At 36.7% G+C, this 25,908-nt stretch carries 18 protein-coding genes; 14 read left to right on the top strand and 4 right to left on the bottom strand.

Translation table 11 applies throughout. The features are described 5' to 3' along the window. The first annotated feature begins 465 nt into the window (after nucleotides 1–465). The 6 genes from G634_RS0107090 to dnaB all read left to right on the top strand — a co-directional run bounded on the left by G634_RS0107090 (nucleotide 466) and on the right by dnaB (nucleotide 9,178). Nucleotides 466–711, top strand: coding sequence for a DUF6171 family protein (locus G634_RS0107090; RefSeq protein ID WP_026504711.1), 246 nt, complete (start codon nucleotides 466–468; stop codon nucleotides 709–711). A gap of 16 nt (nucleotides 712–727) precedes the next feature. Further along, a complete protein-coding gene (locus G634_RS0107085) occupies nucleotides 728–2,245 on the top strand; it encodes an alpha-N-arabinofuranosidase (RefSeq protein ID WP_026504710.1) in 1,518 nt (505 codons plus the stop codon). Nucleotides 2,246–2,448: 203 nt separating this feature from the next. Continuing rightward, the gene (locus tag G634_RS0107080; protein ID WP_026504709.1) at nucleotides 2,449–4,506 is read left to right on the top strand and encodes a DHH family phosphoesterase; all 2,058 of its coding nucleotides are present in this window, start codon (nucleotides 2,449–2,451) and stop codon (nucleotides 4,504–4,506) included. A 1-nt stretch (nucleotide 4,507) separates the two neighbouring features. Then, nucleotides 4,508–4,954, top strand: a complete 447-nt coding sequence (rplI, locus tag G634_RS0107075) for a 50S ribosomal protein L9 (RefSeq protein ID WP_026504708.1) — start codon at nucleotides 4,508–4,510, stop codon at nucleotides 4,952–4,954. Nucleotides 4,955–5,046: 92 nt separating this feature from the next. Beyond that, nucleotides 5,047–7,611, top strand: coding sequence for a bifunctional diguanylate cyclase/phosphodiesterase (locus tag G634_RS0107070; protein WP_026504707.1), 2,565 nt, complete (start codon nucleotides 5,047–5,049; stop codon nucleotides 7,609–7,611). 226 nt (nucleotides 7,612–7,837) lie between these two features. Continuing rightward, nucleotides 7,838–9,178: a replicative DNA helicase gene (gene dnaB, locus G634_RS0107065; RefSeq protein ID WP_026504706.1), complete on the top strand. Its 1,341-nt coding sequence runs from the start codon at nucleotides 7,838–7,840 to the stop codon at nucleotides 9,176–9,178. 107 nt (nucleotides 9,179–9,285) lie between these two features. Here the strand turns inward: dnaB and G634_RS0107060 are convergent, their stop codons facing one another. Beyond that, on the bottom strand, nucleotides 9,286–9,456 hold the full coding sequence (locus G634_RS0107060) for a DUF362 domain-containing protein (RefSeq protein ID WP_026504705.1): 171 nt from the start codon (nucleotides 9,454–9,456) through the stop codon (nucleotides 9,286–9,288). A gap of 720 nt (nucleotides 9,457–10,176) precedes the next feature. Here G634_RS0107060 and nifJ point away from each other — a divergent pair. Continuing rightward, nucleotides 10,177–13,731 (top strand): pyruvate:ferredoxin (flavodoxin) oxidoreductase, encoded by a 3,555-nt coding sequence (gene nifJ / locus G634_RS0107055; protein ID WP_026504704.1) that lies wholly within the window; start codon nucleotides 10,177–10,179, stop codon nucleotides 13,729–13,731. 153 nt (nucleotides 13,732–13,884) lie between these two features. Here the strand turns inward: nifJ and G634_RS0107050 are convergent, their stop codons facing one another. Then, the gene (locus G634_RS0107050) at nucleotides 13,885–14,667 is read right to left on the bottom strand and encodes an adaptor protein MecA (RefSeq protein WP_026504703.1); all 783 of its coding nucleotides are present in this window, start codon (nucleotides 14,665–14,667) and stop codon (nucleotides 13,885–13,887) included. A 925-nt stretch (nucleotides 14,668–15,592) separates the two neighbouring features. Here G634_RS0107050 and G634_RS0107045 point away from each other — a divergent pair. The 6 genes from G634_RS0107045 to G634_RS0107020 all read left to right on the top strand — a co-directional run bounded on the left by G634_RS0107045 (nucleotide 15,593) and on the right by G634_RS0107020 (nucleotide 21,410). Continuing rightward, entirely contained in the window at nucleotides 15,593–17,332 is a 1,740-nt protein-coding gene (locus G634_RS0107045) for a glycosyl hydrolase family 18 protein (protein WP_026504702.1), read from the top strand. Between the two features lie 44 nt (nucleotides 17,333–17,376). Next, nucleotides 17,377–18,441 (top strand): L-threonylcarbamoyladenylate synthase, encoded by a 1,065-nt coding sequence (locus tag G634_RS0107040; protein WP_026504701.1) that lies wholly within the window; start codon nucleotides 17,377–17,379, stop codon nucleotides 18,439–18,441. A 27-nt stretch (nucleotides 18,442–18,468) separates the two neighbouring features. Next, complete coding sequence (rpiB, locus tag G634_RS0107035) at nucleotides 18,469–18,906, top strand: ribose 5-phosphate isomerase B (protein WP_026504700.1); 438 nt, start codon at nucleotides 18,469–18,471, stop codon at nucleotides 18,904–18,906. Between the two features lie 35 nt (nucleotides 18,907–18,941). Further along, nucleotides 18,942–19,571: a uracil phosphoribosyltransferase gene (gene upp / locus G634_RS0107030; RefSeq protein ID WP_026504699.1), complete on the top strand. Its 630-nt coding sequence runs from the start codon at nucleotides 18,942–18,944 to the stop codon at nucleotides 19,569–19,571. A 94-nt stretch (nucleotides 19,572–19,665) separates the two neighbouring features. After that, nucleotides 19,666–20,148 carry a deoxycytidylate deaminase gene (locus tag G634_RS0107025; RefSeq protein WP_026504698.1) on the top strand — a complete coding sequence of 161 codons (483 nt, stop codon included), beginning with the start codon at nucleotides 19,666–19,668 and terminating at the stop codon, nucleotides 20,146–20,148. A 155-nt stretch (nucleotides 20,149–20,303) separates the two neighbouring features. Continuing rightward, complete coding sequence (locus G634_RS0107020) at nucleotides 20,304–21,410, top strand: cell wall hydrolase (protein ID WP_196805298.1); 1,107 nt, start codon at nucleotides 20,304–20,306, stop codon at nucleotides 21,408–21,410. Nucleotides 21,411–21,448: 38 nt separating this feature from the next. Here the strand turns inward: G634_RS0107020 and G634_RS0107015 are convergent, their stop codons facing one another. Then, nucleotides 21,449–21,937: a DUF402 domain-containing protein gene (locus tag G634_RS0107015; RefSeq protein WP_026504696.1), complete on the bottom strand. Its 489-nt coding sequence runs from the start codon at nucleotides 21,935–21,937 to the stop codon at nucleotides 21,449–21,451. An 88-nt stretch (nucleotides 21,938–22,025) separates the two neighbouring features. Between G634_RS0107015 and G634_RS0107010 the strand changes: the two genes are divergently transcribed. After that, nucleotides 22,026–24,587 (top strand): hypothetical protein, encoded by a 2,562-nt coding sequence (locus tag G634_RS0107010; protein ID WP_026504695.1) that lies wholly within the window; start codon nucleotides 22,026–22,028, stop codon nucleotides 24,585–24,587. A 65-nt stretch (nucleotides 24,588–24,652) separates the two neighbouring features. Here the strand turns inward: G634_RS0107010 and G634_RS0107005 are convergent, their stop codons facing one another. Continuing rightward, complete coding sequence (locus G634_RS0107005; protein ID WP_026504694.1) at nucleotides 24,653–25,861, bottom strand: ribose-phosphate pyrophosphokinase; 1,209 nt, start codon at nucleotides 25,859–25,861, stop codon at nucleotides 24,653–24,655. Nucleotides 25,862–25,908 lie beyond the last annotated feature (47 nt).

Raw genomic sequence — 25,908 nt, 5'->3', positions numbered from 1 at the left:
AAAACATACAACTGTGATCTTAACGCTTCGTATAATATAGCAGCCCGCTATTATATACGAGAAATTTTTAAATCCTGTTCGGTGACGGACAGGTTGGACATTGAGGCTAAAGTCCCTCAGTGCTCTAAGAGAAGCACCTGCACGTTGGCTGACCTTATTAGCTTAAATGCGGTCTTAGACAATATATTAGTTGTCTAAGTACTGAGTTTTAGCCGTATGGACAGAAACGCAGTCCGATGCCCTAAAAGGCAACCACAACGTAGATTGTGGCAATAGGAAGCACGCGACTTTAGTCGTGTGAGGCTTCACTTAACAATGCTGTTTCTTAACTTAGGTGAGGATAGTTATATGCATTAAAAAGCATAAGACAGTATTATTATTGTTTATTGTATTTAGATATAACCTATGCTATGATAATAAAGTAAAATATTTTATAATATACTAAAGTATATAAAGAGAATGTGTATGGATACAAGAGTTTGCAGACATTGCCTTCTGAGGGACATGGAGGGCGAAGAAAAGGAAATGATTGCCAGATACAAGGAAGCTATTAAACCGGATACAAGAGTTTCAGAGACTGTCTATGAGTCCAGATTGAAGATTTGTACTGAATGTGACAGACTTGTTGGAGGTACTTGTCAGGCTTGTGGGTGTTATGTAGAGTTAAGAGCACTTGGTATCGGAACTCGTTGTCCAAAGAAAAAATGGTAATAGGGAGGACACTACATTGGCTAAGCTTATTATTAACAATGAGAACAAAAAATCCAAAATTGCTCCTGAAATTTATGGACATTTTTCAGAGCATCTAGGAAGATGTATTTATGAAGGCCTTTATGTTGGAGAGAATTCCGATATTCCTAACGTAAATGGCATGAGAAGCGATGTTGTGGAAGCTTTGAAGGAGATGAAGATTCCAGTTCTTCGCTGGCCAGGCGGATGTTTTGCAGATGAATATCACTGGATGGATGGAATCGGACCAAAAAATAAGCGCAAAAAGATGATTAATACTCACTGGGGCGGAGTAGTTGAGGATAACAGCTTTGGTACACACGAATTCTTCGAACTGACAAAGCAGCTTGGCTGCAAAACTTATGTAAATGCTAACCTTGGATCTGGAACAGTTAGAGAAATGAGCGAATGGGTTGAGTACATGACTTTTAACGGTGTATCCCCAATGGCCGATTTAAGAAAAGAAAACGGACATGAAGAGCCCTGGAAAGTTGATTACCTTGGCGTTGGTAACGAGAACTGGGGATGTGGCGGTAACATGAGACCAACTTTCTATGCTGATGAATATAGAAGATATCAGACATATGTTAGAAATTATGATGCATCAAAGCCAATTCAAAAAATCTGCTGTGGTCCTAACTCTGATGATTATAATTGGACTAAGAATGTTTTGGAGACATGTTTTGATCATACTCCGGCACATTTCCATGGATTTATGGATGGATTTTCACTTCATTACTATACACTTCCTGAAACAGTTGATGACTGGAATTTCAAGGGATCTGCGACTGAATTTACAGAGGACATCTTCTATCAGACATTAAAGAGAAGTTTGTTCATGGATGAGCTTATTAGAAAACATGGAGCTATCATGGATCAGTATGATCCTGACAAGAAAATTGGTCTTATGGTCGATGAATGGGGAATCTGGACTGATGTTGAGCCTGGTACAAATCCAGGATTTTTGTACCAGCAAAATACGATGCGTGATGCACTTGTTGCAGGTATGAACCTTAATATCTTCAACAAGCATTCTGACAGAGTCAAGATGGCATGTATAGCTCAGCTTGTAAATGTTCTTCAGTCAGTTATTCTTACAGATGGTGAGAAGATGATTAAGACACCTACATATTATGTATTTAAGATGTTCAGACATCATCAGGGAGCAACACTTCTTGACAGTACACTTTGCAATAATTCCAATGTTGGTGCAGGTCAAAATGAGCTTCCTAAGATTATTGAATCTGTTTCTGAGAATGAGAATGGTGAGATTACAATTACACTTACTAATAATTCATTAGAGGCAGCTGAGGATGTTGAGATTGCACTTGTTAAAGATGCAGATAAATTCAAAGTATCTGAGGCTATTGTTCTAAAAGGAAGAATGGCTGACCACAATACTTTTGATGACCCTGAAGTGGTTAAAGAAGAAAGCTTTAAGGATTATCGAGAAGATAACGGACTTATGTGTACGATTCCTGCATGTTCAGTTCTCATGCTTCGTTTAAAAAAATAATAAATGTTACTTGATAAGCTTGTTTATACTTACAAGCTTATCAAGTAATGTAACGTCAAAAACATGGCATTATCAAGTTTGATACTGTCATGTTTTTTTTTATTAATCATGTTATAATGTTATTTGAAGTATTTTGTTTTGTTGAAAGAAGATGCTTTTTCATGTTTTTCAAATTAAAATTTGATAAATCAAGTGAGGGATGTATGAAAAAGAGTAGAATTCGATTGAAAGGCTTTATAAAAACCTTTTTATCTGTTTTTCTTTATTTAGATATTGCATTGATTTTTATTACATTATTAGTTTATATGATAGGTGGTATAAATGCTGGAGGAGTATTATCCTGTTTTACAGCAACCTATACTGTTATTGTGTTACTGTTTTATTTTAGGATGAAGCCTCTTATCATGAATGAACTGATAAGCTTTGCTACGCAATATGGACAGATTCAGAAAAAACTTCTACGAGAGCTTGGGCTGCCAAGTTGTCTATTAGATGATACAGGAAAAATAATCTGGACAAATGCGGGATTTGAGAAAATAGTGCATCAGGAAAAAGGATATCACAAGACGATTACAACTCTTTTTCCTACTCTTACTTCTGATAAATTTCCAGTAAGTGATGATGAGGAAGTTCAACTTGATTTAAGCTATGAAGAAAACAGTTATTCACTTAGAATGCGACGAATTTCACTAAATGAGATGGCTTCTAACAGCGATATTATAGAAGCCAGTGGTTATGATGGATATCTTATTGCTATTTATCTTTTTGATGAAACAGCGTTAAGACTAGCTGTTCAGGAAGTTGATGATCAGTCGATGACAGCTGGTCTTTTCTACATTGATAACTATGAAGAGGCTTTGGAAAGTGTTGAAGAGGTTAGACGTTCTCTTCTTGTAGCGCTTATCGATAGAAAGATAAACAAATATATAGCTTCTTGTAACGGTATAGTACGTAAGCTTGAAAAAGATAAATATTTTGTAGTAATGCCTAAAAAAAGTTGTCTTCAGCTTCAGGAAAATCGTTTTGATATCCTTGAAGATGTTAAGACTGTGAATATTGGTAATGAGATGTCTGTGACTTTGAGTATTGGTATAGGTTTGGATGGCCTGTCCTATTCTCAGAATTATGAATTTGCCAGAAACGCTATTGATCTTGCGCTTGGACGAGGCGGAGATCAGGCTGTTGTCAAGACTATGGACAGTACAGTTTATTATGGCGGAAAGAGTCAGCAGGTTGAGAAGAATACAAGAGTTAAGGCTAGAGTTAAGGCTCACGCTCTTAGAGAAATTATTACAGCAAATGATACTGTTATTGTAATGGGACACAGGGTTGGTGATGTTGACAGTTTCGGAGCTTCTGTTGGTATTTATAGAATAGCTAAAACACTAGAGAGAAAGTGTCATATTGTATTAAATGATGTGACAACGTCCATGCAGCCATTAGTGGATTTGTTCCGCAATAATCCGGAATACGAGCAGGATATGATTGTGGGTTCACAGGCAGCTATAGATATGGCTGGAGGAAATGTTGTACTGGTAGTATGTGATGTTAACAAACCTTCTATTACAGAATGTCCAGAACTATTAAGGTTCTGCAAGAATATTGTTGTATTGGATCATCACAGACAGGGAACAGAGACTATTGAGAATGCCACTCTTTCATATGTTGAGCCATATGCTTCGTCAACTTGTGAGATGGTTTCTGAGATATTGCAGTATATTGGAGAGAATGTGAAAATACATACTGAGGAAGCAGACAGTATGTACTCGGGCATTATGGTTGATACTAACAATTTCATGCAGAAAACAGGGGTTAGAACATTTGAGGCAGCAGCTTTTTTACGTAGAAATGGTGCGGATGTGACAAGAGTTCGTAAGCTTTTCAGAGAAGATGCGAATGAATATAAAACTAAAGCAGATGCAGTAAGTCAGGCAGAGATTTATCGAGGCGCTTATGCTATCTCAATATGTAATGGTGAGGAGGTTGTAAGTCCTACCATTATTGGTGCACAGGCGGCAAATGAACTTCTGAATATCAAAGGTGTTCGTGCCAGCTTTGTATGTACTGAGTACCAGAACATGGTATATGTAAGTGCCAGATCAATAGATGAAGTCAATGTTCAGGTTATTATGGAACGTCTTGGAGGAGGCGGCCATATGAGCATGGCAGGATGCCAGATGGAGGGCATTACGGTCACTGAATCTATAGGTGTTATCAAGAAAACCTTGGATGCAATGATTGAGGAAGGAGAATTGAAATAAAATGAAAGTAATTTTGTTAGAAGATGTTAAGGCTCTTGGAAAAAAAGGCGAAATAGTAAAGGTAAGTGATGGATATGCTAACAACAAACTTTTTCGTGAAAATCTTGGAGTAGAAGCTACAACAGCTAATCTTGCCCGTCTTAAGGCTGAGAAGAAGTATGAAGAGAAGGTTTCTGCTCAGAAACTTGCTGATGCTAAAGAATTTGCAAAGAAAATAGAAGAAGTAATCGTTACTGTAGGAATAAAGGCAGGTGCAGGCGGAAAGACTTTCGGAAGCGTTTCTTCCAAGGAAATAGCACAGGCTGCAAAGAATCAGTTTAATTTTGAAATTGACAAGAAAAAGCTTGTAATAACAGACGCAATTAAGGCTGCTGGAACATATGAAGTAGCAGTAAAACTTCACCCGCAGGTTACTGCAACACTTAGAGTATCAGTAAAAGAATCTTAAAAATAACAAATCATCATTTAGTTGTTACATTGTTACTGTTCACAGGATACAGAAATGCGGGGCAACTCGCATTTCTAAAAGGGGAATGTCGAATGGTTTCTAGTGATAATCTAATAGAGAAAGAAAATTATTTAATTGAAAATTTCGAACGAGCACTTTCTAATGAATGGTTTGATGTTTATTATCAGCCTATTGTCAGGACTGTTAATTCGAGAGTTTGTAGCGAGGAAGCTCTTGTCAGATGGGATGATCCTATTTTGGGCATCTTGAATCCGGCTGAGTTTCTTCCTGTCTTGGAGAAGATGAATGTCTGCTACAAGCTTGATTTTTATGTTCTTAATCACATTCTAAATAAAATGAAAAGGCAGTTGGAATTAGGACTTTATGTAGTTCCAACATCTATTAATGTTTCCAAAGTTGATTTTTATTCCTGTGATATAGTTAATGGAATCCGTGAAAGAGTTGCGGCATCAGGAATTGATAGTAATAAAATTGTAATTGAAGTGGCAGAAAGTACAATTGCCCAGGATAATGATTATGTTATTGAAAAACTTAGACAATTTCAAAGTCTAGGCTTTGGCGTTTGTATGGATGATTATGGTGCAGGTGATGTTTCGCCAATACTTCTTCAGAAATTTCGCTTTGATTTTCTAAAACTGAATATGCGCCTTGTGAATCAGATAAAAAAAGATGATAATGCAAGGATTATCATAAATGAACTTGTTAGAATGGCAATGTCACTTGGAGTAGAAACAGCTGCTGAAGGTGTTGAAGATAAAGAACAGGTTGATTTTTTAAATGAAATTGGGTGTATCAAACTTCAGGGGTATTATTATTGTAAGCCTGTTCCTATGGAAACTGTTTTTAAGAGATATGAAAACGGTACACAGATAGGGTTTGAGAATCCTGAAGAAAAAGAATACTATTCTCAGGTTGGAAAAGTAAATATGTATGACTTTTCTTTTCTCAAAGCTGAAGGAGATGAATTTGAGGGATATTTTGATACGCTTCCGTTTGCTATTCTTGAAACAGATGAAAATAGTATAAGTGTAATGCGTGCAAATAAAAACTTTAGGCTTGTTCTGGAAAGAAATTTTCCAGGAAAAGGAAATCAACAATACTTTTTTTCAGGAAACGCTAATAAGCCTGGATACTATACTATGAATTCTGTTAGGCAATGCGGAAAAGATGGTGTGAAAAGAATTATAGACGACAGAACAAAAGATGGGAGAACTGTACAGGTTCTTATTAATAGACTTGTTGTTAATAAGGTAACCGAAAAAGCCGCAGTTGCATTAGTTATTCTATCTGTATCGGAAAATAAATGGTCTGGCGATTCCATGACTTATAATTATATAGCCCGTGCACTGTCAGAAGATTACATAAAGCTTTTCTTTGTAGATTTAGATAATAACAGCTATGTAGAATATAATCCTGATGGACTTAATCGTGATGTTTCAATAGAAAGAAGTGGTGAGAATTTCTTTGAGATGCTTATGACCGAGGAAATAAAAAGCATTTACAAAGATGACAAAGTAATTTTTAGTGAGACATATACTAAAAAAGCAATTCTCAAAAGAATTGAAAAAAATAACAATTTTTCTCTTGTACTCCGTAAAATCATAGATGGAGAGCCAAGATTTGTCAGCGTTAAAGTTGTAAAACTAAAGGGAATAAACAATCAGATTATAGTAGGAATATGTGATGCTGATGAACAGATAAAACAAAGAAAAGCCTTTGAGAGACTAAAGGAAGAACGCTCTTTTTATTCTAGAATTATGACTTTATCCGGAAATTACCTTGCAATATATACAATTGATTCTAAAACAGGACATTATACTGGATTTAAGAGTTTTCAGGAGAATGAAAGCTTTGGTATTAAGAAGCAAGGAAAAGATTTTTTTAGCGATTCTACTGTAATAGCCAAAAAAGTTCTTTCTGATGATGATTTTTGTGAGTTTGAAAGAATATTTACGAAAGAAAACATTCTTAAATTCATAAAATTAAACGGATTTTTTAGACGGGAATTTAGGATAGTAAATAACCAAGTGCCTAAATATATATGCCTTAAGGCTAAAGTGGTAGTAGAAGAGGACATTGAACTTATTATCATGGGTGTTATTGATATTGATTCTCAGGTTAAGAAGGAAAAAGAATACGCGAATAGACTTTCAGCAGCTAGAACAAAAGCATCTACAGATGAACTTACAGGTGTAAAAAACAAACATGCCTACGCGGATATGGAAAGTTCTTTAAATGAACTTTTAAAGGTTGGAAAATGCACAGATCTTGCAGTGGTAGTATGTGATTTGAATGGATTAAAACAGATTAATGATAGCTATGGTCATAAAGTTGGTGATGCGTTTATAAAGCAAGGTTGTAAGATTATTTGTGATGCTTTTTCTCATAGTCCTGTTTTCAGAATTGGTGGAGATGAGTTTGCTATAATTGTTCAAGGCAAAGACTATGCAAATCTTGATGAGATAATTGAATCTATAGGAGAAATTAATAGAATTAATAAAGAAAAAGGTATTGTGACTATTGCTGTTGGTTTTGCGCGTAAAGAAAATGGCGATACTGTCGCTGATATTTTTGAACGTTCAGATGCACTTATGTATGCTAATAAAAAGAAGATGAAGGAAGAGTTAAATAACTAAAAATCTTTATTACTAAATGATTAGTTAATGCGAGTATATAAATTAAAGTGTACTAAGTTGCGCAAGTCGCATAAACTAGTTATAAAAAGTGAATAATAAAAAGATATAAAAGCAATAAGACGTTAATAGATGCGGTACTAGACAAAGGAAAATGAATCCTATATCATATATTGAAGTTAGAACATAAATAAAGCGCAAAAATCTATAATCAAAGGTGAGGAAATAAATGGCTGACGAAGTGCTTACTAAACAGCTCCCACCTCATAATGATGAGGCAGAGCAGTCTGTCGTCGGCGCAATGCTGATGGACAAAGATGCCATTGAAGTAGCAACAGAGTACGTAATAGGAGAGGATTTTTATAATAGGCCTCTTGGCGCTTTGTTCGATTCAATGGTTGAACTTAATAAAGAGGGAAAGCCGGTGGATGTTGTTACCCTTCAGGAAAGAATGAAGGATAAAGAGGTTTCACCGGAATTTTCTTCTATAGAATATATTAGGGGATTAATTGCTGCAGTTCCAACCTCTGCAAATGTTAAGTACTATGCACAGATAGTATCAGAGAAATCAACTTTAAGGAAACTTATTAAGGTTTGCAGAGATACTGAAAAAGAGTGTTTTAATGGAACAAAGGATATGCAGACTATCCTTGATGATGTTGAGAAAGATGTTTTTAAAGTTACTCAAAGGCGAGAAGAAGGCGAATTTGTCCCAATCAAGGATGTTGTTGTAAATGCACTCAATAAGATTGCAACTTCATCTAGAAACAAAGGAAATGTTACAGGTATTGCAACCGGATTTACAGATCTTGATTATGATACTGCAGGATTCCAGCCATCTGATCTTATATTGATTGCGGCAAGACCTTCTATGGGAAAAACAGCATTTGCTCTTAATATAGCAGAGTATATGGCATTTAGACATACTGATACCGTAGCTATTTTTTCTTTGGAAATGAGTAAGGAACAGCTAGTTAACCGTCTTTTATCAATGGAATCTCATGTAGAGGCACAAAGCCTTCGTACCGGACAGATGTCTGATACAGACTGGGAGGCTCTGATTGACAGTGCAGATTTAATCGGAAGTTCCAATCTTATAATCGACGATACACCGGGTATATCAGTTCAGGATCTTAGATCCAAATGTCGTAAGTATAAGATGGAGCATGATTTGAAAATTGTATTCATCGACTATCTTCAGCTTATGACAGGTGGAGGAACAAGGTCATCAGAGTCAAGACAGCAGGAGATTTCTGATATTTCACGTTCACTAAAAGCGTTGGCAAGAGAGCTTAATGTACCAATAGTTGCTCTTTCTCAGCTTTCTCGAGCCGTTGAACAAAGACCAGACCATAGGCCGATGCTCTCGGATCTTCGTGAATCTGGAGCTATTGAGCAGGATGCAGATATGGTTATGTTTATATATCGTGATGATTATTATAACAAAGATAGTGAGAAAAAGGGAATTTCAGAAATTATTATTGCCAAGCAGCGAAATGGTCCGATTGGAACAGTAGAACTTTTGTGGATGCCTCAGTTTACGAAATTCCAGAATTTAGAAAGACATTAATAAATTTTGGAAATTCATATCAAAGAAATCTATATCAACAAAAAATGGACTATTAAACATTGATGTTTAATAGTCCATTTTTTATAAAATCACTACTAAATCTTAAATTAGCCCTGAGAAATAGCGGATACAGGACACTGTGCAGCACAAGAACCGCAATCGATACATGTGTTAGCGTCGATTTCGTAGTGAGCGTCTCCCTGAGAAATAGCGGATACAGGGCACTGACCTGCGCAAGATCCACAGCTGATGCAAGAATCACCAATAACGTATGCCATAGTTATAATCTCCTTCCTAAAATAAAAAAGAATAGTATTTAGACAGTCAATACTGTCATTTTTATGATGTAATCATATCGCAAATGCAGTATTTATGCAAGTTTGTTAGTTATCGCTTACAAAAAAATGACATTTTTTTAAATTGAAAAAAAGCGCATAAAATACGCATTTTATAAAATGACATTTTTGCTTTATTATTTTTTGTTTATAAATAGATAGATTTTTGTCACTGCGTTCAAAAAACTACGCAAACTGGCCATTTGAAAAGGCTTCGCCTTGGACCAGTTTGCCGCTTGACTTTTGTTCTCACGAAACTCGCAGTAAATGCGAGTTTCTGAATATAAGTGACAAAAAGTCATGCATCACTAAATGTTAGATTATTATTGGGAGAAAAGATAGTTGAGTGACAATTACTGATAAAAAGAATCACTAGAATAAATAATTGATAAAACCTATAAGGAGTATGGTTATCTGCTTCGAAATATAGTGAAATAAATAGTTGTGAACTGTATATAAAAAAAGTAAATTAAATTAAGATTTTTTATGATAAATTGACATAAAACTATTGAAGTGTTAGCATGATATTGCAGGCTATAATTTTATGTTTTAGCATAATTTTTCACGCTTAAATTGGCAAATCCGAGCGCGAAAGGATTATTGGCTGCTTTTTCAATAAAAGTAGCGATAGTAATAATTCTATTTTTAAGTAGGAGGAAAAAAATGGCAAGAAACATGAAAACCATGGACGGTAACGAAGCTGCTGCATACGCATCCTATGCGTACACAGAAGTGGCAGCGATGTACCCGATTACACCTTCATCTGTAATGCCTGAGCATGTAGATGAATGGGCAACGGCTGGAAAAAAGAATATTTTCGGTCGTACAGTTCAAATTACTGAAATGCAGTCTGAAGCTGGTGCAGCTGGTGCTGTACACGGTTCATTAGTTGCAGGTGCACTTACCTCAACATATACTGCATCTCAAGGCCTTCTTCTCATGATTCCAGATATTTATAAGGTAGCTGGTGAGCGCCTTCCTGGCGTATTCAACGTATCTGCTCGATGCGTTGCTTCACATGCACTTAATATCTTTGGTGATCATTCTGATGTATACGCTTGTCGTCAGACTGGCGCAGCTATGCTTTGTGAGTCTTCAGTTCAGGAAGTAATGGATCTTACTCCAGTTGCATATTGTTCAGCAATTGAAGGAAAGCTTCCTTTTATCAACTTCTTTGATGGATTCCGTACATCACACGAAATCCAGAAGATTGAAGTTTGGGATTACAAAGATCTCGATGAGATGGTTAACCATAAGGCAATTGACGAATTTAAGGCAAATGCTCTTAATCCAAATCATCCTCGTCAGATGGGTTCAGCACAGAATCCAGATATCTTCTTCCAGACAAGAGAAGCTTGTAATGTAGCTTATGATGCAATTCCTGAAATTGTTCAGAAATATATGGATAAAGTCAATGCTAAACTTGGCACTGACTATAAGCTCTTCAATTATTATGGTGCAGCTGACGCTGAAACTGTAATCGTTGCAATGGGTTCTGTAAATGATACAATCGAAGAGACAATTGATTACCTTGCAAACAAGGGTGAAAAAGTCGGCGTTGTAAAAGTTAGACTGTATCGTCCATTTAGTGCTAAGGCTCTTATCGATGCACTTCCTGCATCTGTTAAGAAAATCGAAGTTCTCGATCGTACTAAGGAACCTGGATCACTTCATGAGCCACTTGCTCTTGATGTTATTTCAGCTCTTAAAGGTACTAAGTTTGAATCTGTTCCTGTATTCTGTGGACGTTATGGTCTTGGTTCAAAGGATACTACACCAAATCAGATTGTTGCAGTATTCCACAATGATTCAAAGCCTGAATTTACAATTGGTATCACAGATGATGTAACAAATCTTTCACTTGATGCTGGTGCTCCTTTGGTAACAACACCTGAAGGAACTATCAACTGTAAGTTCTGGGGACTTGGTGCTGATGGTACTGTTGGTGCAAACAAGAACTCCATTAAGATTATCGGTGATAACACTGATATGTATGCTCAGGCATACTTTGATTATGACTCTAAGAAGTCTGGTGGTGTTACTATGTCTCACCTCAGATTTGGTAAGAAGCCTATTAAGTCTACTTATCTTATTCGTACAGCTAACTTTGTAGCTTGTCATAATCCTTCATATATTCGCAAGTTCAACATGGTTCAGGAAATCGTTGATGGAGGTACATTCCTTCTTAACTGCCCTTGGACAGTAGAACAGCTTGAGCAGGAGATTCCTGGTCAGGTTAAGAAGTATATGTATGATCACAAGATTAAGTTCTATATCATGAATGGTTCCAAGATTGGTGTTGAAGTAGGAATGGGACCAACAAGAATTAATACAATTCTTCAGTCTGCTTTCTTCAAACTTGCTGAGATTATTCCACAGGATGATGCTATCAAGTACATGAAGGATGCAGCTCAGAAGACATACGGACGTAAAGGTCAGGATGTCGTTGATAAGAACTTTGCAGCTATTGATGCAGGTGCAGATGATAAGAACCTTATCAAGGTTGAAATTCCTGAAAGCTGGAAAGATGCAAAGGATGAAGGACTTTCATTCACAGTTGCCAAGGGCGAACGCAAGGATGTTATTGACTTTGTTAATAATATTCAGGCAAAAGTTAATGCTCAGGAAGGTAATAACCTCAAGGTATCTGAAGTTGCTCCTTATATGGATGGTTCAACACCATCTGGTTCTTCAGCATACGAGAAGCGTGGTATTGCTGTAAACGTTCCAGAGTGGAACCCAGAGAAGTGTATCCAGTGTACATTCTGCTCACTTGTTTGTCCTCATGCTGCAATTCGTCCAGTTGCTATGACTGCTGATGAAGCTGCAAATGCTCCTAAGGATATGAGACTTGTAGACCTTAAGGGTATGGATGGATACAAGTTTGGTATCGCTGTTTCTGCTCTTGACTGTACAGGATGCGGAAGCTGTGCAAATGTATGTCCTGGAAATAATAATGATGGCGGAACTCTTGTTATGGGAGCTCTTGCAAAGAACGAATGGCAGCAGGAAGGCTTTAACTATGCTGTATCACTTCCTACAAAAGAAGATGTTGTTGAGAAATTTAAAGTATCAACAATCAAGGGAAGTCAGTTCAAGAAGCCACTTCTTGAGTTCTCAGGCGCATGCGCAGGCTGTGGTGAGACTCCTTACATTAAGCTTGCTACTCAGTTGTTTGGTGACAGAATGTACATTGCAAATGCTACAGGATGTACTTCTATTTGGGGTAACTCCTCACCATCAACACCTTATACAGTAAATGAAATTGGTCATGGTCCTGCATGGGATAACTCACTCTTTGAAGATAATGCTGAGTTTGGTTTCGGTATGGTTCTTGCTCAGAATGCACTTCGTGACGAAGTAAAAGAGCAGGTAGAAGCAATTCTTGAAAGCGGCAATGATGCTGAAAAGAATGCAGCTAAGGAATACCTTGACACATTTGCAGAAGGCGAAGCTAATACAATTGCTACTAATAAGCTCCTTGAAGTTCTTGCTTCCAATAGTTCAGAAGCAGCTGAGTTTATTAAGAAGAACAAAGACTTTGCAGCAAAGAAGTCTCAGTGGATTATCGGTGGTGACGGATGGGCATTCGATATTGGTTTCGGTGGTCTTGATCACGTTCTTGCATCAGGAAAAGATATCAATGTACTTGTAGTTAACACTGAGGTTTACTCTAACACAGGTGGACAGGCTTCTAAAGCTACTCCTATCGGTGCTGTTGCTCAGTTCGCTGCAGGCGGTAAGGCTATCAAGCAGAAGGATCTTGCTTCAATTGCTATGAGTTATGGTTATGTATATGTAGCACAGGTTGCTATGGGTGCTAACATGAATCAGACACTTCAGGCTCTTCGTGAGGCAGAAAGCTATCATGGTCCTTCACTTGTTATCTGCTATGCTCCATGTATCAACCAAGGTCTTAAGATCAAAGGTGGTATGAGCAAGGTTATGACAGAAGAGAAGAGAGCTGTAGATTGCGGATATTGGAATCTGTTTAGATTCAATCCGGCTGCAGAAGGAAAGAAGCTTACAGTTGACTTCAAGAATACAAAGCCTGAGAATTATCAGGACTTCCTTGATAATGAAGTTCGTTACATGTCACTTCGTAAGAGCAATCCTACAAATGCAGATGATATGTACGCTCAGTCAGCTAAGAATGCGAAGGAACATCTTGAGTATCTCCAGAGACTGGAAACTTTGTATGATCCTTCCAATCAGTAAATAGTATTATAGAGGTGCCAGATACAAAGAAAATTAGGTGCTTCAAAAAGACATAAAAGCCGGCAGGCGCCCCGTCTCTTTCAAAGGGATGGGGCGCTTTTTTGATTAATCAAATTAAAAGGGGATGTGAATACACATCCCCTTTTAATTGACTTAATTGTCTGTGTTTTTTAACTTTTGAAGAGCATGAGACTTTATTACCGGAATAAAATGCTCCTGAATGTAATCTAGTCCTAAATGACCACTTGTATCTTCGTGGGCGTATTCTGAAAGCAGTCTGCAAACTTTATCAAATGATTTTTGCTCGCTTTTTTGGTATAACAAAAGCAAATAATCATGTTTTTGAGGATCACGTAAAAGAGCGCTTTCATCACTTATATCATTAGGAACAAGGAGCGATACCTGAATCGCTTCATGCATATTGTTCAAACGGAAATAATGAATCTTTTCATTTGCCTGAAGAGCTCTGTTTCTATTCTTGGTTCTTGATCTTCTGTTCTCGTGGCTAGTAGCTCCGTCAAGAAAACCAGCAAAATCACCTTCTTGCAGTTTATGGAACAAATCCATTACTTCTTCGTCATCATCTTCCGATTCAGTGTCAGAAAAATCAGCATCTTCTCTTTCGTAAGCCTGTGCATCATCATGAACCGAAGGACCAAATTGAGAAAATCTAGTGTCAAGTTCTTCCGGATCTTCTGATTTTGTAATTACCAAAACAATACAGTCGGAATTGATAGGTATAGCCTCGATCATTAGTGGGACATCATCACCATTGAAACCAAAACGCACATTCGCTTGACGCATCATCTCTTGAAATAACTCGCGAGCCTTATCTGTACCGTAAGCAAGTTCGCTGACTTTGAGCTGCCTTTTCGCGAGGTCTTCTCTGGTAAGCGTACAACGAATCTGGTGATCATTCACCTTTTCAATTTTCATTCGTACTACCTCCATGTATAAATCAAGTTACAAAACCGGGCGGGCATCGTATCATCCATGATTTATCAGCAACACGATCCCGCATCTGTTCTGATTTACTGATACTAAATGAAACCCGGCAAGATGTCAATATACTTATCGGATAGTGGTATGGAAATATAAAGATAAGCCATTGTAATAAGAATAAAAATATAGCGAAATAACAAACTTTTTTTGAAAAAACGCTTGCAAAAATAATCAGAGTATAATAAAATATCATCTCGAGGTGCTCGCCGAGTAGGAACTCGGAAAGGGGGCATTGTTTCTAAAATTTATTCAATATAGCTATCGTTATATTAGCATCATAGAATGTTTAATATAATCGCCATAGCAATTGTCTTACAGACGTGTCTGTCGGTTATTTCCAATTCAGAAGAACTGAGAGAAGAACATATTCAAAGAAAATAAGAAACAACAAACAACAAACCAACAAATAACAAACAATTAATGAACAAATTAGTGTGTCTTTCAATGCATCATGTATTGAAAATCAATATGAAAAGTCTTGCAATATCGCAATAATTTTCAAGGACTTAGTAATGGACAATCATAATGATTGTAACTATTGTTTTAGTGTGAAAACAAGTTGCCAAATTTTTTTAATAAATGGTATCTTGTTTTACAAAAATGAGTTTGGCGTCATCTCGAAGTAAAAAATTGAATAACTGCTACATGTAAAAAATGTGGCAAACAAATTATTACACAAAAAATTGGATTTATATCACGATTATAGAACCTTTTGGTTAAATAATTAATTTTGATGGATATTAAGTTTGAAAAAATATAAAAAAACAGGGTCCCGCCTGAAAAATGTATTTATCATATTAATGACGTTTGTGTAATAAACTGTTATAATAAAGGACGGTCAAAAAGGAGCAAATTATTTATGAAGAAAAAAGTACTTCCAGTAATACTCGTGATCGTCCTTATTATTATGCTCGGTGCTGCCTACGCAGGGACGATTATATATAAGAAATTTTCTTATTCTACAAAAAAGGCAGATTTAAACACATATTTTAGTATCACCGATGAAAATGACGTCCCAATTGTGTTGCAGAATGACAGGATAGATAATCATGCACGAATTATTGATGGAGTTTACTATCTTGACTTTGATAGCGTTCAAACATTATTAAATGACCGATTCTATTATGGAAAAGCAGATGGTAGTTTGATATATACTCTGCCAGACAAGATTATTACAGCGCCTATTGGCTCTACTTCATATACATCAAGTGACGGAGCAACAAGAGATTTTGGATTTCAAATTGCCAGAGTTGAGAATGAGAAGCTGTATGTAGCTCTTGATTATGTAAAAGAGTATACAAACTTTTATTATAAAACATTCACAAATCCCAATCACATGCAGGTATATACTGATTTTTCTGAGATGAATGTTGCAAGTGTGAAAAAAGATACCAAGCTTCGTTTAAGAGGCGGAGTAAAAAGTAGCATTCTCACAGATTTGAAAAAAGGTGATAAAGTAGTTGTGTTGGAAGAATTGGACAACTGGAGTAAGGTAAAAAGTCCTGATTCATTCATAGGCTATGTTGAAAACAAGTTTATTTCTTCTATTCAAAAGGCATCGGTTTGTGCTAAATCAGATTATGTAAAGCCAGAGTATATCGGAAATTCCTTGGATGGAAAGGTTAACCTAGCATGGCATTCAATAGCAGGAAATGTTGGATCAGACTCATACTATACAGTAATGAGTAGAACAAAAGGTGTAAATGTTATTGCTCCAACATGGTTTCAGCTTTGTGATAATGCAGGCAATATTAATTCACTTGTAAATGATTCGTATATTCAGGCGGCGCATAATGCAGGAATTAAGGTTTGGGCTACACTGGATAATTTTAACAATTCGTTTTTTACATCAGGACAGGGAAAGACTGATACAGTTTTGGCAACTGCAGGAACGAGAGCTAATCTTATAGGTAACATTATGGGACAGCTAGGTGCGCATAACATTGATGGACTAAATGTGGATTTGGAATTTGTAGGTTCTGAACTTGAAGATATCTCTAACAATAAGGGAGAGAATTATATTGAATTTATAAGAGAGTTGTCTATTGCGTGCAGGCAAAACGGCAAGACTCTTTCAGTTGATGTTCCGGTTCCGTTTGGAAACAGCTTTTTCCATAGAAAAGAACTTGGAACAGTGTGCGACTATGTTGTTATAATGGGATATGATGAGCACTATGCCGGAAGTAAAGAAGCTGGTTCAGTAGCGTCTATTGATTACGTTGAGAAGGGGATTCTTAAAACTTTGGAAGATGTTCCAGCAAATAAAGTTGTAAACGGTGTACCGCTTTATACCAGAATATGGTTCACTACATCTGATGGAACAGTATCCAGCAAAGCTGGAAGCATTACATGGGCTAAAGAATTTATTTCTCAAAATGGTATTCAGATGGATTGGAATCCGGCATGTGGACAGAATTACGGAGAAACAATAAGAGCTGATGGAACTAAAGTTCAGATATGGCTTGAGGATGCGCAGTCTATTCAGCAGAAAATTGACGTTATGACACATAATCAGCTTGCAGGAATTGCTGAGTGGCAGATTGGATATACATCACCTGATGATGTCTGGACTGTAATACAACAGTATCTTCTACAATAAAAATTCAGACTTCGAATCAGGAATAAAAGAAAGAAGTGATATAAATGAAAACAGAAGTTGTAACTATTGATGAAAACAATCTTGATGAAGAGGCTATAAAAAATCTGAAAAGAGCCGGCAGAATTTTGGAAGAAGGCGGACTTGTAGCTTTCCCGACAGAGACAGTATATGGTCTTGGCGGAGATGCTAGAAACAAAGAATCTTCCAAAAAAATATATGCAGCAAAGGGAAGACCATCGGATAATCCTCTTATTGTTCATATCTACAGAACAGAAGATTTGTATAAAGTTGCAAGTAATGTTCCTGATATTGCATTGAAATTGGCTGATAAATTTTGGCCAGGCCCAATGACAATGATTCTAAATAAATCCGATCTTATTCCATTAGAGACAACAGGTGGACTTGATACGGTAGCAGTGCGAATGCCCAGTAATAAGATTGCAGCTGCAATGATTAAAGAGGCAGGGGGATTTGTGGCAGCTCCTAGTGCTAACACATCAGGAAGACCCTCACCTACAGTAGCTCAGTATTGTATAGAGGACTTGGATGGGAAGATTGAAATGATAATTGATGGTGGAGCTGTTGGAATCGGACTTGAATCCACTATTATAGATTTGACATCTTCAAAGCCTATGATTTTAAGACCGGGATATATTACTTTTGAAATGCTTGAAGAAGTATTGGGTAAAGGTAATGTTGATATTGATAAAACAATAATTGACGCAAACTCAGGGCTTCATCCTAAAGCTCCGGGAATGAAATATCGTCACTATGCTCCAAAGGGAGATTTGACTATAGTGGAAGGTTCCCTGGAAAATGTGGTAAAATATATAAATGATAATGCCAAAAAATGCAAACAGCAGGGAAAAAGGGTCGGTATAATAGCTACTAGTGAAACCAAAGATCTATATAAAGGTGATGTAGTGAAAAATGTCGGTTCCCGAAATGATGAGGAGGCTGTTGCAAAACATCTTTTTCAAATCCTTAGAGAATTTGATGATGAAAATGTTGATGTAATGTTTTCAGAGTCTTTTGATCGAAGCGGTATAGGACAGGCGATAATGAATCGTCTTCTTAAAGCTGCTGGTCAGCATGTCGAAAAGGTTTGAAAAACAAAAAAAGAAAGAAGGACTAATATGATTGCACTTGGAAGTGATCACGGCGGATTTGATCTTAAGGTTGAGATTATGAAGCATTTAAAAGAGCGTGGAATTGAGTACAAGGATTTTGGTACTTATGATAAAAATTCCTGCGATTATCCTGTTTTTGGTAAGGCAGCAGCAGAAGCTGTAGCAAGTGGAGAATGTGAAAAGGGAATTGTTGTCTGCACAACAGGCATTGGCATTTCTATGGTTGCTAATAAGGTTAAGGGCATAAGATGTGCGCTTTGTTCAGAAGAAACAAGTGCAAGACTTACCAGAGAACACAATGACGCAAATATGCTGGCTCTTGGCGGCGGTTTTGTAGGACCTGTGGCAGCTTGCAGGATTGTTGATACATTTCTTGATACAGAGTTTTCTGGGCTTGAGAAACACAGTCGTCGTATTAACGAAATGATGGAATTTGAGAAATAATATTATTTTTAAAGTTTTTAAGGAGATTTTTTAAAATGGGTAAAGTTGTAGTTATGGATCATCCGCTTATTAAGCACAAAATAGGACACATTCGTAGAGAAGAGACAGGAACAAATGAGTTTCGTAAGCTCATCAGTGAGATTGCGATGCTTATCTGTTATGAGGCAACAAGAGATCTTGAGCTTCAGGATGTTGAGATTAATACACCTATTTGTAAGACAACTGTTCAGGAACTTAAGGGACGTAAGCTTTGCGTTGTTCCAATTCTTCGTGCAGGTCTTGGTATGGTTGATGGTATGCTCAGCATGATTCCTACAGCTAAAGTTGGTCATATTGGATTATATCGTGATCCGGAAACACTTAAGCCTGTTGAATATTATTGCAAGATGCCAAGCGATATCTCTGAACGAGATATCTTTGTAGTAGATCCTATGCTTGCTACTGGTGGTTCTTCTGCAGCAGCTATTCAGATGCTCAAGGATAAAGGATGCCGTCATATTCATTTCATGTGCATCATTGCAGCTCCAGAGGGAGTGGAAGCACTTAAAGAGGCTCACCCTGATATCGATATTTTCATTGGTGCAGTTGATGAAAAACTTAATGAGCATGGATATATCGTTCCAGGTCTTGGAGATGCCGGAGATCGTATTTTTGGTACAAAATAAATGAGTATTTCCTGCAAAAATCAGTGTGTTATTTTGCAATGTAGTATTAGCAGGTTTTGGCAGCAACAAAAATAGTCTCTTTAGAGGTGAACTGATGAAAAGAGAAGATTATATTTCCTGGGACGAGTATTTCATGGGAGTTGCAAAGCTCTCTGGTATGAGATCAAAAGATCCTAATACGCAGGTTGGTTCTTGTATCGTTAGTGAAGATAACAAGATACTTTCAATGGGATATAATGGTTTTCCGAAAGGATGTAGTGATGAGGAGTTTCCATGGGATAGAGATGGAGATGACGAGTTGTCCACTAAATATCCATTTGTAACTCATTCGGAACTAAATGCAATTCTGAATTTCAGAGGGGGAAGCCTTGAAGGTGCTAAAATATATGTATCTTTATTCCCTTGTAATGAATGCGCTAAGGCCATAATTCAGGCTGGAATTCGTACTGTTATTTATGACAGTGACAAATATAGCAGTTCAGCATCAACTAAAGCCAGCAAAAAGATGTTTGATGCAGCAGGTGTGAGATATTATCAGTATCAGCGATCAGGGCGAAATATTAAAATATCAATATGAGACGAAGAGAGAGTATTTTTGGCACCATAATAGCATTTTTTTCTAAAAGAGCACATTTATTGCCTTTTAAAACAGGCGGCAGTGGGAAGATAAAGCGGATATGGACATGCATTGCACTTATCACCGCTTTATCTATTTCAGTGCAGTTTTTTGGTATGGAAAGTAATGTGATTTCTGTTTTTGCCACGAAAGAGACAAGAAAGAAATTACAAGAGGCGAAGGATGCCAGAGATAAATCTAAGTCACAGCTTGAAGAGAAAAAGGGCGATATTGAAGAACTTAACAAAACAAAGACAGGATTACAGTCTGAGTTGTCTAGTCTGAATTCACAACTTCAAACAGTAAGTGACAATCTCGTTACGATAGAAGGAAACATAAATTCCAAACAAGCAGAAATAGATCAGACAAAAAAAGATTTGGAAGAAGCTATTGAAACGCAAAAGAAGCAATATGCTGCTATGAAAAAAAGAGTTCAGTTTATATATGAATCTCAAAGTTTTATGATGATTGAGCTAATGCTTTCATCAAAGTCATTTGCGGATTTTCTAAATAATAGTGAATATGTGGCTCAGTTGTCTGCATATGATAGGAAGCAGCTGATAAATTATCAGCAGATTTGTCAGAGTATAACAGACAAATCCAGAAAACTTGATGCTGATATGAAGAGTTTAGAAGACTTGAAGAAAAAACAGGAAACTGAGCAGTCGAGAGTTTCAACTCTTGTCAACAATACCAGTTCCTCCATATCTCAATATTCTGATCAGATAAACAGTGCTCAGGCTCAAGCTGATGCACTAAAAGAATCTATAGAAAAACAGAATGAAAATATCGAAGCTCTCCAAAAAAAGCTTGAAGAAGAAATAAGAATGTCAAAACTTGCTGCAAGGTCAAAGTGGAGAGATATTTCTCAAGTTTCATTTGCGGAGGGAGATAGATATCTTCTTGCGAATCTAATCTATTGTGAAGCAGGAGGAGAACCCTACAGCGGCCAGGTTGCAGTCGGCGCTGTTGTAATAAACAGAGTAAGGTCCAGTATTTATCCTGATACAGTGGTTGGAGTAATCTATCAAAGAGGGCAGTTTGAACCTGTTGCAACGGGAAGACTCGCGCTTGCTCTGGCGCAGGACAAAGCTACATCATCCTGCTACAAAGCTGCAGATGAAGCTATGGCTGGATATACTAATGTAGGAGAATGCGTTTACTTTAGAACTCCTATACCAGGACTAAATGGTACGAAAATTGGCGGACATATTTTCTACTGATAAACTAATAAATCCTTCGCGTGATAGCGGAGGATTTATTAGTTTATCTGAGATATAGCATTTTCAAGCGGAATAATGATGTCTTGAAGGCCATTGTGATATAATTTATCAAGAAGAACATGAAGCTGCTTAAGGCAGGTACACATTTGGCTACTGGTGATAAGACCTTCTTCAAGCGCCTGAGCAAGTTCATCCAAATCAACGACACGAACTGTGCCATCAGCGTTCACCACTACATCAGCGAGAAGATCCTGGACTAACAGAGAATCTTCTTCTGGGCCTTTACTGTAGGATACTATATCAAAGTACCAGACAGAAAAAGTTCCATCTGGACGGATGAATTTACTAAGTTTATAGCCTTCGTTTAAAAAATAGCAGGAATAACCATAAGAAAGATAAGGTTTTTCATGAAATGCACGCCATTTTGTAAAAACCATATCATCAGTTTGATATATAATAATATCTGAATCAAGTTTAATACACTCGTTTGGTATGACTCTTTTTCGGTAAATGATGTTTATGTTCATGTTCTGCCTCCATTCATCGAAAAGATAAACGATATTTGTATGACAAAAAAAGATATATTTAAATAATTATACCACAGGAAATCATATTATGAAAAAAACAGTTCTAAAAATTATTTATGTGATTATAGTTTTTTGTGTTAGCCTTGTAGTAATTGGTCATTTCTCCAATCACCAGGAGGTTGATCGCACTGCTAAAATGGAAGAACCGACTCTTCCTGTTTTATCATTTGTGGATAAAGACAAAGAGATAGATGAACTACATGCGTATGTAACTGAAATGGATATCAACTATATGCGAGGAAATATTTTTCCAACCGGAAAAAATCGTGAACTAACCTTTAAAATGAATTTAAACGGGCAGGAAGTCAGCAATCTAAGATTCGAGGTTAGAGAAGTAGATGGAAGCAGTCTGGTTGAAAACAGTGATATAACAAATGTCACTTCCAACAGTAGCAAAGATTTTCTTACAGGTACTTTCAAGATAAAAGATTTGATAGATGAAGATAAAGAATATGCACTTGTAATTCTTGCGGATAGAGGCGAAGATACTCTTCGATATTATTGCAGAATTGTCTGGAGTAGTGAAGGTGATAGGTTAAACTTTGAAGATGGACTTTCATTTGTAAAAGATTTTTCTGCAAAGACATTTGATGAGGAAAAATTGTCAGAATTAAGGAAGTATCTTGAACCAAAGTCAACCGCAGATAATTCTTCTTTTTCACATGTTAATATTAATTCAAGTTTGAATCTGATTGGTTGGAAAGATTTGGAAGTAAAAAAACATACTCAGCCCAAAGTATCAATTCTTGATTTGCACAAGCAGACAGGAAGTTATTTACTTCAATATGATGTCGAATTAAAAGGAGAAGCCAAGGGTACATACCTTGTAAATGAATACTTTAGAATTCGTCATACTAAGGAAAGAATATATCTTTTGGACTATGATAGAACAATGAATTATTATTTTTCTGGTGAAATGGATGATATTTCTGAAGGTAAGATAAATCTTAAGATTACAAGAGACAGTAATGTTGAAATGGCTGAAAGTGACGGCGGTTCAATGCTTGCTTTTTCAACTCAGAACAGCTTGTACTCTTATAACACTATTGATAAAAAGATTGCATTTATCTTTAGTTTTTTTGATAAAGATCACTTTGATAATAGAAGCAGGTTTATGAATCATGCAATTCAGATTTTGAAAGTCGATGAAACCGGAAATGTATTTTTTACTGTTTCAGGATATATGAACAGAGGAAAATACGAGGGAAAAGTCGGAATTGCAATATATGCTTTTAATGCTTCTACAAACACTGTTGAAGAAATGGCATTTTTGCAGAGCAGACAGTTCGAAAAGATTGTAATAGCCTATGCCAAGCAGCTTTCTGCAATAGGAAATTCCAATCATTTCTATACTATTCTTGGAAGTGATATGTATTCAGTTGATCTAACTAGTAGAGAATATGTTTCTCTTGTTGATAATATTGTTAACTGTGATTACAAACTTTCAGATGATGGCGCCAATATAGCATGGCAGGATGCAGGCAAAGAAGGCATGAAAAATATCAGCGTTATGAATCTGAATAATCAGTCAGTTAGTAAGGTGTCTGCAAGCGGTGATGATTTAATAATACTTCTTGGATTCATGAAAAAAGATTTGGTTTATGGTATTGTCAAAAATAAAGATATCAGGAATGATCAGATGGGAAATCCTGTTTATGCAATGGGCGAAGTTTTGATACAGGATTCTACTGGAACGATATTAAAGAGATATAAGCCTGATGGGTGTTTTGTAACTTCGGCAGATGTTAAAACAAATCAGATAGTTTTAAACAGAGTTAAGTATGATAAACAAACAAAGATGTATGTAGGAACAACATCAGACCAGATTATGAGTACTTTGCAGGATGACAGTGGTGCAAATCAGATTGTTTCTGTAAGCAGTGAAAACTCCAAGAATTTCTGTAAGATATCTCTTAAGAAAGGAGTAGAAAGTACCGACAACGTAAAACTTCTTACACCGTCACAGACGCAGTATGAAGGCAGCAGAGAAGTTGTGTTTGATGCAGATACCAATGAAATAGATGGAACATTGTTCTATGTATATGATAAAGGTGATGTTGGAATGGTTACCAACAATTCTGCAAAGGCTCTTCAGCTTGCGCTTGAAAATAATGGAGTTGTAATAAATAACTACAACCATTACATTTGGTATTCAGGTAACAGACTGTCCAGTAATCAGATAATGGCTATTACTAATGCAGTTGCTAATAAGAATTTTACAAAAGAAGATTCAACAGCTGTATGTCTTAAACTTATCTTAGAATTTAAAGGTATAAGGATAGATGTAGATAGTCTTTTAAAAGAAGGGAAGTCTCCGCAGGAAATTCTATCAACAGGACTTCCAAACGCTACAATATTGAATCTTGATGGATGCGACGTTAATAGTATGCTGTATTATCTTAATCAGGACATACCGGTAATGGTAAGACTGGCAAATGGAAAATCAATGCTCCTGATAGGATATAATAGTCAAAACACAGTAATACTTGATCCGTCCAAGTCTTCGGCAATTGTTTATAAATATGGAATCAATGATTCTCAGAAACTGTTTACTAAAAATGGAAATCATTTTCTGACGTTTATACCATGAAAAAAAGGTATTCTGCTTCAATAAATGAAGTAGAATACCTTTTTTATGATAAGAACAGGAACTTTTTAAATCTTAAGAGTTGCAAACTCTTCAAGTTCTCCGTTTTTGTAGCTATTGATAATTGTGTGGATACGCTCAACAGGATTGAGAAGATCACTGATTGATGCATCGTGGTTCAAAGTATCAATGATATATGCAATATATTTGCTCATATCGCAGCTAATATACCATTCACGAGACAATAGTTCAGGTGCCTGGTAGATAAGGTTAGTAGTGAAGATTCTATCAATAATGCCATCTTCATAAGCTTTATCGAAAATATCAAGTCCATTTGTAAAAAGACCAAATGTTGAGAAAACTAGGATTCGATCAGCCTTACGAGCTTTAAGCTCTTTAGCTACATCAAGCATACTCTCACCTGAAGAAATCATATCATCAATGATTACAACAGTTTTGCCCTCAACAGAGGATCCAAGGAACTCGTGAGAAATAATTGGGTTACGGCCGTTTACAACAGTAGTATAATCACGACGCTTGTAGAACATTCCAACGTCGAGACCAAGTACACTTGCTGTGTAGATAGCACGGCTCATACCGCCTTCATCAGGGCTTATGATCATCATGTGGTCGGAATCAATTTTGAGTCCACTGATGTTTCTAAGAAGAGCCTTTACGAACTGGTAAGTTGTACGTACAGTTTCGAATCCGTTGAGCGGAATAGCATTCTGTACACGAGGATCGTGAGCGTCAAATGTAATAATATTATCAACACCCATGTTGACAAGTTCCTGAAGTGCAAGAGCGCAGTCAAGAGATTCACGACCATTTCTCTTATGCTGACGGCTTTCATATAAGAAAGGCATGATTACTGTGATTCGACGAGCCTTACCACCAACAGCAGCAATGATTCTCTTTAAATCCTGATAGTGATCATCAGGAGACATATGGTTTTCTCTGCCAAAAAGTTTGTATGTGAGACTATAGTTCACAACATCAACCATAATATAAAGGTCATCACCACGAACAGTTGTTTTGATGACACCTTTTCCTTCACCTGTTCCGAATCTTGGAAGTTCGCAGTCTAAGAGGTAGGATGGACGCTCATAACCGGAGAATGCAAGGCTTCCTTTGTGCTCATTTTCACGCTGAGCTCTCCATTTAACCAAGTAGTAATCAACTTTTTCTGCAAGAGGTCTTACACCCTTAAGCGGGATAACTCCAAGTGTTCCAACCGGAATGGTTTCCAGATCTCTTTTTTCTTCTCTCTTTGGCACCTTAAATTCCTCACTTTCTAACATATCCGAGTTAAAAGGACATGTGC

The sequence above is a fragment of the Butyrivibrio sp. NC3005 genome, from assembly GCF_000424545.1.
In the GTDB taxonomy this organism is placed as follows: Bacteria; Bacillota; Clostridia; order Lachnospirales; family Lachnospiraceae; genus Butyrivibrio.
The sequence above is the reverse complement of the archived record's forward strand: the minus strand, read 5'-3'. Positions and strand labels throughout refer to the sequence as shown.

Excerpts from the sequence above, each read along its gene's own strand:
- G634_RS0107090 (WP_026504711.1), top strand. The coding sequence starts at position 466 with ATGGATACAAGAGTTTGCAGACATTGCCTTCTGAGGGACATGGAGGGC.
- G634_RS0107080 (WP_026504709.1), top strand. The coding sequence starts at position 2,449 with ATGAAAAAGAGTAGAATTCGATTGAAAGGCTTTATAAAAACCTTTTTA.
- rplI (WP_026504708.1), top strand. The coding sequence starts at position 4,508 with ATGAAAGTAATTTTGTTAGAAGATGTTAAGGCTCTTGGAAAAAAAGGC.
- G634_RS0107070 (WP_026504707.1), top strand. The coding sequence starts at position 5,047 with ATGGTTTCTAGTGATAATCTAATAGAGAAAGAAAATTATTTAATTGAA.
- dnaB (WP_026504706.1), top strand. The coding sequence starts at position 7,838 with ATGGCTGACGAAGTGCTTACTAAACAGCTCCCACCTCATAATGATGAG.
- G634_RS0107060 (WP_026504705.1), bottom strand. The coding sequence starts at position 9,456 with ATGGCATACGTTATTGGTGATTCTTGCATCAGCTGTGGATCTTGCGCA.
- nifJ (WP_026504704.1), top strand. The coding sequence starts at position 10,177 with ATGGCAAGAAACATGAAAACCATGGACGGTAACGAAGCTGCTGCATAC.
- G634_RS0107050 (WP_026504703.1), bottom strand. The coding sequence starts at position 14,667 with ATGAAAATTGAAAAGGTGAATGATCACCAGATTCGTTGTACGCTTACC.
- G634_RS0107045 (WP_026504702.1), top strand. The coding sequence starts at position 15,593 with ATGAAGAAAAAAGTACTTCCAGTAATACTCGTGATCGTCCTTATTATT.
- G634_RS0107040 (WP_026504701.1), top strand. The coding sequence starts at position 17,377 with ATGAAAACAGAAGTTGTAACTATTGATGAAAACAATCTTGATGAAGAG.
- rpiB (WP_026504700.1), top strand. The coding sequence starts at position 18,469 with ATGATTGCACTTGGAAGTGATCACGGCGGATTTGATCTTAAGGTTGAG.
- upp (WP_026504699.1), top strand. The coding sequence starts at position 18,942 with ATGGGTAAAGTTGTAGTTATGGATCATCCGCTTATTAAGCACAAAATA.
- G634_RS0107025 (WP_026504698.1), top strand. The coding sequence starts at position 19,666 with ATGAAAAGAGAAGATTATATTTCCTGGGACGAGTATTTCATGGGAGTT.
- G634_RS0107020 (WP_196805298.1), top strand. The coding sequence starts at position 20,304 with ATGGAAAGTAATGTGATTTCTGTTTTTGCCACGAAAGAGACAAGAAAG.
- G634_RS0107015 (WP_026504696.1), bottom strand. The coding sequence starts at position 21,937 with ATGAACATAAACATCATTTACCGAAAAAGAGTCATACCAAACGAGTGT.
- G634_RS0107010 (WP_026504695.1), top strand. The coding sequence starts at position 22,026 with ATGAAAAAAACAGTTCTAAAAATTATTTATGTGATTATAGTTTTTTGT.